General features: G+C 71.3%; 11 protein-coding genes and 1 pseudogene. 9 read left to right on the forward strand and 3 right to left on the reverse strand.

Annotated elements, in window-relative coordinates; translation table 11 throughout:
* Window positions 1–75: 75 nt before the first annotated feature.
* Together ACWDN5_RS43805 and ACWDN5_RS43810 are read right to left on the reverse strand one after the other, a co-directional pair.
* Window positions 76–1,209 (reverse strand): annotated as a pseudogene (locus ACWDN5_RS43805) (transglycosylase domain-containing protein); the annotation flags it as partial.
* Window positions 1,210–1,276: 67 nt separating this feature from the next.
* The gene (locus tag ACWDN5_RS43810) at window positions 1,277–1,672 is read right to left on the reverse strand and encodes a DUF5318 domain-containing protein (protein ID WP_310968414.1); all 396 of its coding nucleotides are present in this window, start codon (window positions 1,670–1,672) and stop codon (window positions 1,277–1,279) included.
* Window positions 1,673–1,917: 245 nt separating this feature from the next.
* Here ACWDN5_RS43810 and ACWDN5_RS43815 point away from each other — a divergent pair, with 245 nt between their 5' ends.
* The 4 genes from ACWDN5_RS43815 to ACWDN5_RS43830 all read left to right on the forward strand — a co-directional run bounded on the left by ACWDN5_RS43815 (window position 1,918) and on the right by ACWDN5_RS43830 (window position 4,968).
* Complete coding sequence (locus ACWDN5_RS43815; protein WP_086679623.1) at window positions 1,918–2,463, forward strand: PadR family transcriptional regulator; 546 nt, start codon at window positions 1,918–1,920, stop codon at window positions 2,461–2,463.
* Window positions 2,464–2,535: 72 nt separating this feature from the next.
* Window positions 2,536–3,624 carry an inositol-3-phosphate synthase gene (locus tag ACWDN5_RS43820; RefSeq protein WP_310968415.1) on the forward strand — a complete coding sequence of 363 codons (1,089 nt, stop codon included), beginning with the start codon at window positions 2,536–2,538 and terminating at the stop codon, window positions 3,622–3,624.
* A 91-nt stretch (window positions 3,625–3,715) separates the two neighbouring features.
* The gene (locus ACWDN5_RS43825; protein ID WP_310968416.1) at window positions 3,716–4,246 is read left to right on the forward strand and encodes an RNA polymerase sigma factor; all 531 of its coding nucleotides are present in this window, start codon (window positions 3,716–3,718) and stop codon (window positions 4,244–4,246) included.
* Window positions 4,243–4,968 carry a hypothetical protein gene (locus ACWDN5_RS43830; protein ID WP_449680422.1) on the forward strand — a complete coding sequence of 242 codons (726 nt, stop codon included), beginning with the start codon at window positions 4,243–4,245 and terminating at the stop codon, window positions 4,966–4,968. The genes ACWDN5_RS43825 and ACWDN5_RS43830 overlap by 4 nt, the downstream gene beginning before the upstream one ends.
* On the opposite strand, the gene ACWDN5_RS43835 is transcribed toward ACWDN5_RS43830, so the two are convergent.
* On the reverse strand, window positions 4,934–5,572 hold the full coding sequence (locus tag ACWDN5_RS43835) for an HAD family hydrolase (RefSeq protein ID WP_449680423.1): 639 nt from the start codon (window positions 5,570–5,572) through the stop codon (window positions 4,934–4,936). The two genes, ACWDN5_RS43830 and ACWDN5_RS43835, sit on opposite strands and share 35 nt — an antisense overlap.
* Window positions 5,573–5,638: 66 nt before the next feature.
* On the opposite strand from ACWDN5_RS43835, the gene ACWDN5_RS43840 reads away from it, so the two are divergent.
* From ACWDN5_RS43840 to ACWDN5_RS43860, 5 genes are all read left to right on the forward strand, one after another.
* Window positions 5,639–6,097, forward strand: coding sequence for a MarR family winged helix-turn-helix transcriptional regulator (locus tag ACWDN5_RS43840; RefSeq protein ID WP_449680424.1), 459 nt, complete (start codon window positions 5,639–5,641; stop codon window positions 6,095–6,097).
* Window positions 6,087–7,304 carry an MFS transporter gene (locus ACWDN5_RS43845; RefSeq protein WP_449680425.1) on the forward strand — a complete coding sequence of 406 codons (1,218 nt, stop codon included), beginning with the start codon at window positions 6,087–6,089 and terminating at the stop codon, window positions 7,302–7,304. Before ACWDN5_RS43840 ends, ACWDN5_RS43845 begins: the two co-directional genes overlap by 11 nt.
* Before the next feature lie 111 nt (window positions 7,305–7,415).
* The gene (locus tag ACWDN5_RS43850; protein ID WP_310968421.1) at window positions 7,416–9,482 is read left to right on the forward strand and encodes a PhoX family protein; all 2,067 of its coding nucleotides are present in this window, start codon (window positions 7,416–7,418) and stop codon (window positions 9,480–9,482) included.
* Between the two features lie 86 nt (window positions 9,483–9,568).
* Window positions 9,569–11,203 (forward strand): DUF7850 domain-containing protein, encoded by a 1,635-nt coding sequence (locus ACWDN5_RS43855; protein ID WP_449680426.1) that lies wholly within the window; start codon window positions 9,569–9,571, stop codon window positions 11,201–11,203.
* Window positions 11,200–11,877: an SDR family oxidoreductase gene (locus ACWDN5_RS43860; protein WP_449680427.1), complete on the forward strand. Its 678-nt coding sequence runs from the start codon at window positions 11,200–11,202 to the stop codon at window positions 11,875–11,877. Before ACWDN5_RS43855 ends, ACWDN5_RS43860 begins: the two co-directional genes overlap by 4 nt.
* Window positions 11,878–11,961: the final 84 nt, after the last annotated feature.

Genomic DNA, 11,961 nt, shown 5'->3' on the forward strand with positions numbered 1-11,961 from the left:
AGCGGATCACCAGGACCTCGCCCGGCTGGATCTCCTTCTTCAGGATCGCCGACACCGCTTCCTCCTGGCTCTCCAGGACCCGCCCTGGATGAGACCCGCGAGCAGCGCCGCCTCGGACGCGTTGAGGTCCTTGACGTCCTTGTTGAAGTAGGCCTTCGCGGCCGCCTGGATCCCGTTCGCCGAGCGTCCGAAGTAGATGATGTTCAGGTAGCCCGTGATGATCTCTTCCTTGGACTCCTGGTTGTTCATCTTGAACGACTTGGCCAGCTCGGTCCACTTGCGGGTGAGCGTCGGCGCGTCGTTCTCCGTGGCCTTCTTGATGTACTGCTGGGAGATGGTCGAACCACCGCCCTGGCCACCGGTCGCCTGGTTGAAGACCGCGCGCAGGATGCCGGTGAAGTCGAAGCCCGAGTTGGTCTCGAACGTCGCGTCCTCGGCCGAGTACACGGCGTGCTTGACGACGTCGGGGATCTCGCCCGGCTTGACCAGCTGCCGGTCACCGCCCTTGGGCAGGGACTTGCCCATCACCGTCTTGCCGTCGTTGTAGTAGTACGTCACCGGCTGGCTCTGCAGCGCCGCGACGCTCTCCGGCGTCGGCACGTCGACCATGAAGTAGGTGATCACGAACGCGATCGCCGGGACGACGAAGAAGACGCCGACGCACGCGTACGCGACCCGCCGGATGATCTTCCAGCGGCGCTTCTTCCGTTGCGCCGGGGTGAGGACCTTGCGGCCCTTCTCGTCGAGCTCCTCCTGGGGCCCGACGTCGTCGGCGAACTCGTCGAAGCGGTCGTCGTCGTACGGCTCGTAGGCGTCCTCGGTCCCGTTGTGCGCGTGGTGGGTGATGAGATCCGGCTCACGTTCGGGTTCCGGGTCCGGACGCCGTCCGGCCGGCGGAGGCTGCCGGAAACCCTGCGGCGGCGAGCCGGGCGGGCCACCGGGACGTCGTCCGGGCGGCTGGCGCCGGTCGGACGCGCCGCTCTGGCCGCGTGGTGCCTGCGGACGTCGTGGCTGGTCAGCGGGCCACTGCCGGCCACCCTCGTCGCCGGCGGGCCAGGCCGGGCCGCCCTGCCCGGGGTTGCCGCGGGGCGGGGTGGCGCGCCGGGGCGACTCACCGGGCCACGCCGGTCCCGCGTCTTCACCCGGCCACTGGGCGCGACGGGGTGCGTCTGGCTCCTGGTTGGGCCAGGAGCGGTTGTCGTCGGTCACGGACGGTCCTCCCGGATCAGTCCCCGCAGGGGGTCTGACCTGCGTGTTGCGATGGTCGTACGGTGGCTCACCGGCCCGCGGTCCTTCGCGGACCCGCCGGTTCCCCTGTGCCCAGGACGTATGACCGGACCAAGTGGTTCCAGTGGCACGCCCGGCACACTTCGACGTCGTACACGGTGAACTCGGCGAACGAGCCCGCCATCCTGGCCAGCTCTTCCGGTGTCCTGGCCGAGCCCGCCACGTGCTTGAGCTCGTCGCCGTACACCCAGGACACCAGGGTCAGCGGCTCCTGGCGGCAGATCGGGCAGGGCTGGTCGCCGTCCCGGCCGTGGAACTTCGCCGCTCGCAGCAGGTACGGGCTCGCGTCGCAGGCCTCGTGGCTGCCGACGCGCCCGGAGCGGACTTCGGCCAGCAGCGCACGGCGCTGCAGCGCGTAGTCCACGACCTGCCGCTGGTTAATCACGAGGACAGAGTACGGGCTCTTCCTGTGGCGTCCACGCCCCCTAGCGCCCGCAAGCCCGGGACCGGGGCGGACACGCCGGACGTTCGATAACTCTCCGGTGAATTTCGACCCTGATGGGTAGTGAGCGGAGGTTAGCTTCGCCACTTCGATGTATCGGCGCGATATAGTGGCTGAGTAGGTTGGATCGAGGCGCTCGTTCGGAGCAACGCGGGTGGTCTCGGTTTGTTCCCGAAAGGGGGTGCGGTGTGCTGGAGTTCGCGATCCTCGGTCTTCTGCACGAAGCGCCCATGCACGGGTACGTGCTGCGCAAGCGGCTGCACGAGACGCTCGGCACGTTCCGGACGTTCTCGTACGGCTCGCTGTACCCGACCCTGCGGAAGCTGTTGCGGGCCGGGTACCTGGTCGAGGAGCTGGACGAGGCCGACGACCGGGCGTGGTCGCGGCGCGGACGGCGGGTCTACAAGCTCACCGCGGAGGGCAAGGAGCGCTTCGGTGAGCTGCTCGGCGACGCCGGGCCGCAGACCTGGGACGACGAAGGTTTCGGCGTCCACCTGGCCTTCTTCTCGCGGACCCCGGCCGACGTGCGGATGCGGATCCTCGAGGGCCGCCGCCGCCGCGTCGAGGAACGCCGTGAGGGCATGCGGGCGGCGCTGGCCAGGGCCGAGGAGAAGATCGATCGCTACACCCGCGAGCTGCACCGGCTGGGGCTGGAGACCAGCGAGCGGGAGGTGCGCTGGCTCAACGAGCTGATCGCGCACGAACAAGCCGAACGGCAGGGTCCGGAGACCTGAGCCGCCCGGCCCGGGCCGCAGCGTCGCGGCACCAGACCTACTGAACAGACACGGATTGAAGGAGAAACCCCCATGGGCGAGAACCGCCGCGTACGGGTGGCCATCGTGGGCGTCGGCAACTGTGCGGCGTCGCTGGTCCAGGGTGTCCAGTACTACCGCGACGCGGACCCGGCCACCCGCGTCCCCGGTCTGATGCACGTCGACTTCGGCGGCTACCACGTCCGCGACATCGAGTTCGTCGCCGCGTTCGACGTGGACGCCAAGAAGGTCAGCCGCGACCTGTCCGAGGCGATCTTCGCCTCCGAGAACAACACCATCAAGATCGCCGACGTGCCGCCGCTCGGCGTCACCGTCCAGCGCGGCCACACCCACGACGGGCTCGGCCGCTTCTACCGCGAGACGATCGAGGAGTCCGACGAGACCCCGGTCGACGTCGTCGCCGCGCTGCGCGAGGCGCAGGCCGACGTGCTCGTGTCGTACCTGCCGGTGGGGTCCGAGGTGGCCGACAAGTTCTACGCCCAGGCCGCGATCGACGCCGGCGTGGCGTTCGTCAACGCGCTGCCGGTGTTCATCGCCTCCGACCCCGAGTGGGCGCAGAAGTTCACCGACGCCGGCGTCCCGATCGTCGGTGACGACATCAAGTCCCAGGTCGGGGCCACCATCACGCACCGCGTGCTGGCGAAGCTGTTCGAGGACCGCGGCGTCCAGCTCGACCGGACGATGCAGCTCAACGTGGGCGGGAACATGGACTTCCTGAACATGAAGGAGCTCGAGCGGCTCGAGTCCAAGAAGATCTCCAAGACCCAGTCCGTCACCTCGCAGGTCGACCGCGAGCTCGGCAAGGGCAACGTCCACATCGGACCGTCGGACTACGTGCAGTGGCTCGACGACCGCAAGTGGGCCTACGTCCGGCTCGAGGGCCGCGCGTTCGGCGACGTGCCGCTGAACCTGGAGTACAAGCTCGAGGTGTGGGACTCGCCGAACTCGGCGGGCATCATCATCGACGCCGTGCGCGCCGCGAAGATCGCGCTCGACCGCGGCATCGGCGGCCCGATCCTGTCGGCGTCGTCCTACTTCATGAAGTCGCCGCCGGAGCAGTACGACGACGCGACCGCCCGCGACGCCGTCGAGAAGTTCATCCGCGGCGAGGTCGAGCGGTAGGAACTGCCGTCGGAGGAGGCCGTCACCGCTGGTGGCGGCCTTCTTCGCGTGGTGCACTAAACCGGTGGGGCGGGGCGGGCGTTGGCGGGGTGTGAGTGCGAGTGTGGGCGAGAGCGTGCCGGGGGACCTGGGCGCGCCGACCTTCCACGACCTGTTCCGGGAGTACTTCGGGCAGATGACCCGGCTGGCCCACCTGCTCGGCGCGGACGACGCGGAGAACGTCGCGCAGGAGGCGTTCGTCAAGCTCCACCAGCGCTGGGACACCCTGACCGACCACACGCGCGTGGCGGGCTACCTCCGCACGACCGTGGTGAACATGTCGCGGTCGCGGACCCGGCACCTGCGCGTCGTCCGGCGGACGCCGCAGGACCGGCCGCCGGACGAGCTGTCGGCCGAGGTCCGGGCGGTGGCCAACTGGGAGCACCAGCAGCTGCGGGCGGTCCTGGCGCGGCTGTCCCGGCGGCAGCGCGAGGTGCTGGTGCTGCGGTATTGGCTGGACCTGAGCACGGCGGCCATCGCGGAAACGCTGGGCATCTCGCCGGGCACGGTCAAGGCTACGACGCACCACGCGATGGAGAACCTGCGCAAGCACCTGGGGGACGACCTGGGAGGTGAGCGATGACCGACCTCGAACGCAAGCTGGCCGAAGCACTGCGCGAACAGGCCCGGGAGGTCTCGCCCGACCTCGAGCTGGCCTGGGCGGAACAGCAGCGCCGGCAGCGGCGGCCGTCGCGCCGCCGCCGGGCCGCCGTCTGGGTGGCTCCGCTGGCCGCCGTCCTGGTCGTGCTGACCAGCGTGTCGATCGCCACCCAGGTCAACACCGCCCAGCCCCCGCCGCCGCAGCCCGCGACGCAGCCGGGGCAGGAGCTGGTGCTCGCCAAGCCCGTGATCTCCCCGGAGAACCTGGTCGGCGGGGACGAGCCGGTGGCGCTCACCGACTTCGCGGGCCAGACGAACGCGTGGACGTCGTACGCGGTCAACCCGGCCGACTTGTCGGGGCGGCCGTGGTTCTGCGTCGAGACGTTCCTCAAGGGCACCACGCACGGCGGCACCGGTTCGCAGTTCGGCATCGAGTCGCCGTCGTGCGTCCCGCGGTCGGACCGGGTCGTCCGGGCCGGGTACGTGGGCAAAGACGGCGGCCCGCTGCCGGCAGGCAAGGCGGTCATCCTGGTCAGCGCCGAGGTCCGGGGCCTGCGCCTCTACGACGCGGCCGGCGACCTGAGCCCGGCGAAGGAGGTCGGTGCGCTGGGGCGGGACCGGGTGTTCCTCGCCGACGTCAAGCCCGGTTCGCCGCCGGTCCGCTACGAGGTCAACCCAGACCAAGCGCACCCGGCAAGCCGGTGATCTCCTCCACCACCGCCGTCGCCTGCTTCAGCACCTCGGGGTCGGGCGGGAAGTGCGGGTTCGGCACCGCATAGACCGCCATCTCCGCCGCCAGCGCGGACCGCAGCCCGTTCGTCGTGTCCTCCACGGCCGCGCAATCGCCGGGCGCCACGCCCAGGAGCTCGGCCGCCCGCAGGTAGACGTCCGGCGCCGGTTTCCCGGCCCCGACCTGTTCGGAGGACACCGCCGCTCCCACCGGCAGGCCGGTCACGTCGAGGAACCCCTTGATCAGGATCACCGGCGACGAGCTCGCGATCGCCACCGGCCACCGCGCCGACACCTGCCGGACGACGTCCACCGCGCCGGGGATCAGCGGTGGCTCCGCCGCGTACCGCGCCGCCATCCGCTTGACCACGACCGTCGCGATCTCGGCCGGGGTGGTCCGGGCGCCCAGCTCCTCGACCAGGTACCGCGCCCACTCCGGCGTGCTCATCCCCTGCAGGGCGCGCGTCGCCTCCTCGCGCCACGTGCCGCCGTGCTCGGCGACGACCGCCCGCCGCACCTCGTCCCAGATCCGCTCGGAGTCCACCAGTACGCCGTCGAGGTCGAAGATCACCGCGTCCATGGCCCGAGCCTAACCTGTGAGCGGACTTACTTAGCCACCCTTACTAATTTTTGTTAGCCTAGCTAAGTGACTTCCGCGATCACCGATCTCGCCCACCGGCTGCGGCCGCTGGTCTTCCGGCTCTACCACCAGGTCCGCCGCCAGACCCCGCAGCTGACGCTGACCCTCACCCAGGGTTCGGTGCTGAGTGAGCTGGTCAACGGCGGTCCGCGGCGGATGTCCGCGCTGGCCGAGCTGGAAGGGGTGCGGCTGCCGTCGATGACCGACGTCGTCGGCCGGCTCGAACGGCTCGGCCTCGCGACCCGCCGCCCGGACCCCGCCGACGGCCGCGCGGTGCTGGTCGAAGTCACCGACGAGGGCCTGCGCTTTTACGCCGAACTGGTGACGGCTCGCGAGGAATTCCTCCGCGAGCGGCTCATCGCGATGGACGAAACCGACCGCGCAGCGATCGATGCCGCCCTGCCCGCTCTCGCCAAGTTGCTCGTTGACACCAAGAAGGAGGAACTGATCAGCGATGAGCGCTGAACACCACTCGAGCCTGCTGGACGCGGTCAAGGGCCAGCCCAAGCAGGTGTGGATCACCGCGTTCGCCGCGGTCATCGCCTTCATGGGGATCGGCCTGGTCGACCCGATCCTGCTGTCCATCGCCAAGGGCCTGGACGCGACGCCGTCCCAGGTCACCCTGCTCTTCTCGTCCTACCTCGGCGTCCAGGTCGTCGCGATGCTGGTCACCGGCGCGGCGAGCGCCCGCTTCGGCGCCAAGCGCACGGTGCTGGCCGGGCTGACGCTGATCGTCGCGGCCACCGCCCTGTGCGCGGCCGCCGGGTCGATCGAGCAGCTCGTCGGGCTGCGCGCGGTCTGGGGCCTGGGCAACGCGTTCTTCATCGCGACCGCGCTGTCGGTGATCGTCGGCGCCGCGACCGGCGGCCAGTCCGGCGCGATCCTGCTCTACGAAGCCGCCCTCGGCGTCGGCCTGTCGGTCGGCCCGCTGCTGGGCGCCCTGCTCGGCAGCATCTCGTGGCGCGGCCCGTTCCTCGGCACCGCGATCCTGATGGCCGGCGCGCTCGTGCTGTGCGCGGTGTTCCTCAAGAGCGACAAGCACGAGCAGCGGACGCCGGTCAGGCTGCTCGACCCGCTGCGCGCGCTCAAACACACCGGCCTGCTGCGCACCTCGGTCGCCTCGGCGCTGTACACGGCCGCGTTCTTCGCCGTGCTGGCCTGGTCACCGTTCGTCCTCGGCTGGAGCGCGATCGCCGTCGGCCTGGTGTTCTGCGGCTGGGGCCTGTGCGTCGCGGTCGCCGGGGTCGCGCTCGCGCCGCGGCTGGCCGCTCGGCTCGGCGAGCGGCACGCCGCCGCGGCCGCCGTCTTCGGGTACGCCGTGCTGATGCTGGTCCTCGCCGTGCCGAGCAAGCCGGTGCTGGTCGCCGGGATCATCGTCTCCGGGCTGGTGTCGGGCCTCCTGAACACGCTGTTCACCGGCACCGCGATGTCGATCAGCGACGCGCCGCGCCCGGTCGCCAGCGCGGGCTACAACTTCTGCCGCTGGCTGGGTGGCGCGGTCGCCGCGACGCTCGTCGGGCACGTCGCCGAGTGGTTCGGCTCGCCGCAGGCGCCGTTCGTCGCCTCGGCCGTGCTGTGCGTCGTCGCGGGGGCGCTGCTCTCGCTGCGGGAGAAGAAGGCGGACCCGCACACGCTGCCGGAAGAAGCGGTGCTCGTCGGCGAAGAGTTCTGAGTCACACCCGTACGGAGCAGCAATACACCCGCCGTTCACCTGTATGTCGTGAATGGCTGGTTTGGGAAGCTTACGGTCGGTTCGTTCCCGAACTCCCACCATGGAGGCCTCGTGCCCGACCGCCTGCTTCCCCTGCTGCCCGTCCACCCCGGCGGCCGTTCCCCGGTCACCTGTGAGTACCGCTGCGGCAACGCCTGCGCCCACCCGGAGGCCAACGAATCCGGGAACGAGTACTTCGGCGACGTCGTCAAGGACATCTCGCGCCGCCGGGTGTTCAAGGCCGGCGCCGTGATGGCCGCCGCCGCGGGCGGGTTCGCCGCCCTGTCCGGGACGGCGGCGGCCTCGCCGCTCCGGAAGCCGCAGCCCCGGCCGCGTCCGGTCCCGGGCACCGACTTCACGCCGGTCCCGCCGAACAAGCTCGACGCGGTCAGCATCCCCGACGGGTACGCCCAGCGCGTCGTCGTCCGCTGGGGCGACCCGGTCGTCGCGGGCGCGCCGGAGTTCGACTTCACCAAGCAGACCGCGGCCGCGCAGGCCAAGCAGTTCGGGTACAACAACGACTTCGTCGGCCTGATCCCGCAGGACCCGCTGGGCCTGTCGAACCTGCTCGTGGTCAACCACGAGTACACGACCGAGGTCCACATGTTCCCGGCCGGCCAGTACGACCCGGCGAACCCGACCGAGGAGCAGGCGAAGATCGCCTGGGCGGCGCACGGCCTTTCGGTGCTGCAGGCCCGCCGCGACCCGATCCACGGCGGCCTGGAGGTCGTCCCGAGCCGGTACGGCCGCCGGATCACCCTCGACACGATCTTCGAGGTCCGCGGCCCGGCCGCCGGCTCGAAGTTCCTCCGGACGTCGGCCGACCCGACCGGCCGCAAGGTCCGCGGCACGCAGAACAACTGCTCCGGCGGCGTGACGCCGTGGGGCACGGTGCTCTCCGGCGAGGAGAACTTCGACCAGTACTTCGCCAACTCCGACAAGGTCACCGACCCGGTCGCGGCGGCGCGGCTCAAGCGCTACACCGTCGGCACCGGGACGAGCACCCGCAAGTGGGAGCGCTTCGACAAGCGCTGGGACGTCGCGCAGGAGCCCAACGAGCCGAACCGGTTCGGCTGGGTCGTCGAGATCGACCCGAACGACCCGAACTCGACGCCGGTCAAGCACACCGCGCTCGGCCGCTTCAAGCACGAGGCCGCGAACATCAAGATCACCGCCGACGGCCGGGTCGCCGTCTACTCCGGCGACGACAGCCGCTTCGAGTACATCTACAAGTTCGTCTCCAAGGGCAAGTACAAGCCGGGCCACAGCGCCCACGCGCGGCGGCACAACTCGGCGCTGCTCGACGAGGGCACGCTGTACGTCGGCCGCTTCACCGGCGACAGCCCGGCCGCGGAGATCGACGGCACGGGCAAGCTCCCGGCCGACGGCGAGTTCGACGGCCGCGGCGAGTGGATCCCGCTGGCCAGCGGCGACACGTCCTTTGTGGACGGATTCACCGCCGAAGAGGTCTACGTCTTCACCCGCCAGGCCGCGGACAAGGTGGCGGCCACGAAGATGGACCGGCCCGAGGACATCGAGCCGAACCCGGTCAACGGCCGGGTCTACGCGGCGCTGACCAACAACAGCGACCGCGGCGCGGCGGGCAAGGCCGGCGTCGACGAGGTCAACCCGCGCAACGGCAACAAGAACGGGCACGTCCTGGAGTGGGAAGAGGACCGCGGCGACGCGGCGTCGACCCGCTTCGCCTGGCGGCTGCTGCTGGTCTGCGGCGACCCCGCGGCGGCCGACACCTACTTCGGCGGCTTCCCGAAGAACCAGGTCAGTCCGATCTCCTGCCCGGACAACGTGGCCTTCGACCGGCACGGCAACCTGTGGATCGCCACCGACGGCAACGCACTCGGCGCGAACGACGGCCTGTTCTCGGTGCCGGTCACCGGCCCGGAGCGCGGGCACGTCAAGCAGTTCCTGTCGGTGCCGGTCGGCGCCGAGACGTGCGGCCCGGTCGTCACCGACAACCTGGTCCTCGTCGCGGTCCAGCACCCCGGGGAGAACGCGGCGAGCTCGGCGAACCCGACGTCGCACTGGCCGGACGGCGGCACCGCCCAGCCGCGGCCGGCCATCGTGTCGGTGTGGAAGAAGGGCCGCTTCGGGCTGCCCGGCCGCATCGGCGAGCGCTGACGCACCGGCCCGCACCCGCCGAGGTTCACTCTTAAGTGGACGGTCTTCGGCCGGTGCGGGCCCGTTCCCCGCGCCATAGTCGAGAGGTGATCTTCTCGGGGCGCACGGTGGCGGTGGCGGTGGTGGCGATCGCGGCGGCGGTCGTGCCCGCGTCCGCGTCCGTCGCCGAGGACGCGCCGCCGGTCTGCGGGGGGCTCGCGGCGAACCCGAGCGTCGAGCTCATGGCGCGCAACGGCGCCCCGGACGGGTACGTGTTCGCCCCGGCCGCCCCCGTCCCGCCCGGCACGCCGGCCGCGAAGGTGCCGAAGCTGCTGACCGAGCCGGACTTCGCCGTCGACGGGCAGCGGGCGGCGTTCCTCCAGACGCCGGACGGCAAGACCAGCACCGCGTACCAGACCGAGCGGTTCGTCCCCGGCGGCGTCTACACCCTCGGCGTCTGGACCGCGTCCCGCGCGCCGCGCTACGAACCGGCCACCGGCCTGCGGTTCTACGACGCCACCGGCACCCAGATCCAGGAGACCAAGCTCGTCGCCGACCACTACGCCGGCGACGGCACCCTCGTCCGGCAGGAATTCCCGGCGGCGACGGCGCCCGCGAAGGCGGCCGCGGTGAAGTTCTTCGCCACGAGCACCCTCGACCGGCTGCACTGGGACTGCGTCGACCTCCAGCTCGCCGCCTACTCGGTCAAGAAGGAAGTGCAGAACCCGGCGACCGGCGCGTGGGCGTCGTTCGCGACGGTCACCGCGGGCGAAACCGCGCACTACCGCATCACCGTGACCAACGAGGGCACCCAGGACCTCACCGGGATCACCGTCCAGGACCCGTGGTGCCCCGGGGCGTTCGAGCCGTTCACGCTGGCCGCGGGCGCGAACCGGCAGCTGACCTGCGACCACGCGGACCTCACGGTGGCCGACAACGGGCACGTCAACACGGCGAAGGTGACCGGCGTGCACTACGCGGGCGGCACGCTCGGCGACAAGACGGCGTCGGCCACGATCACCGTGCTCCCGCCCCCGGCCATCGCGAAGATCGGCGACTTCGTCTGGGCGGACCGCAACCGAGACGGGCTGCAGGACCCGGACGAACCCGGCGTCGCCGGGGTCAAGGTGACGCTGAAGGACGGCGCCGGCGGCACGGTCGGCACCGCGACGACCGACGACCAGGGCAAGTACGGCTTCGAGAAGCTGAAGGACGGCACGTACCAGGTCTGTTTCGCGGTTCCGGCGGACTTCACCGTGACCCGCCGCGACGCCGGCAGCGAAGAGCGCGATTCGGACGCCGACCCGGACGGCTGCACCGCGCCGCGCACCGTGGGCGGCCCGTCCCACGAGGACCTCGCGGTGGATCTCGGGCTGCTGTCGCCGACGAACCGGATCGGCGACTTCGCCTGGGCCGACACCGACGGCAACGGCCTGCAGGACGCGGGCGAGCCGGGCCTCGCGAGCGTCAAGGTGGTGCTGAAGGACGCGAGCGGCAAGGAAGTCGCGAACGTGGTCACCGCCCCCGACGGCTCGTACGGCTTCGACGGCCTGGAAGACGGCACGTACCAGGTGTGCTTCACCGCGGACGGCCACCACCCGGCGGCCAAGGACGCGGGCGACGACACCCGCGACTCCGACGTCGACCCGGCGTCCGGCTGCACGGACCCCCGCACCCTCGGCGCCGGAAAGCGCGAAGACCGCACGGTGGACGCCGGGTTCGCCGCTACGGTGAGGTCATGACGGATCTTCCCCTGGCCCTGGTGACCGGCGCCTCCCGCGGAATCGGCGCGGCGATCGCCCACCAGCTGGCCCCGACCCACCGGGTCCTCCTCGGCGGCCGGGACGCCGACGCACTCGCCGCGCTGGCGAAGGAGCTCCCGGGCGCGAAGCCGTGGCCGGTGGAACTGACGGACCCGGCGTCGCTGGCGGCGGCGGTCGCGGACATCGCGTCCCTGGACGTCCTGGTCCACTCGGCGGGCGTCGCGCGCCTGGGCCGCATCGAGGACGCGTCGGCGTCGGCGTGGCGCGAGAACTTCGAGGTCAACACCCTGGCGGTGGTCGAGCTGACCCGCCTCCTGCTCCCGGCCCTGCGCGCGTCCCGCGGCCACGTGGTGGTGATCAACTCCGGAGCCGGCCTGAACGCCCGCCCGGGCTGGTCCCCGTACGCGGCGAGCAAGTTCGCGGCCCGCGCCTTCGCCGACGCCCTCCGCGAGGAGGAGCGCGACATCCGCGTGACATCGGTCTACCCGGGCCGCACGGACACGGAGATGCAGCAGGCGATCTTCGCGGGCGAAGGCCGCGAGTACGACACGTCCCACCTACTGAAGGCGGACTCGGTGGCCACCGCGGTGCTAACGGCGGTGTCAGCCACCCCGGACGCCCACCCGACGGAGATCATCCTCCGCCCGCGTTAGGCCCGCTCGGTGCCCGCCACCCCGAAGCCCGATTGTGACTACGGCCGGTGGTGCCGGGTCAAGGCGGGAAAGCGTGCCTTGACC

The organism is Amycolatopsis sp. NPDC003731, assembly GCF_053586895.1.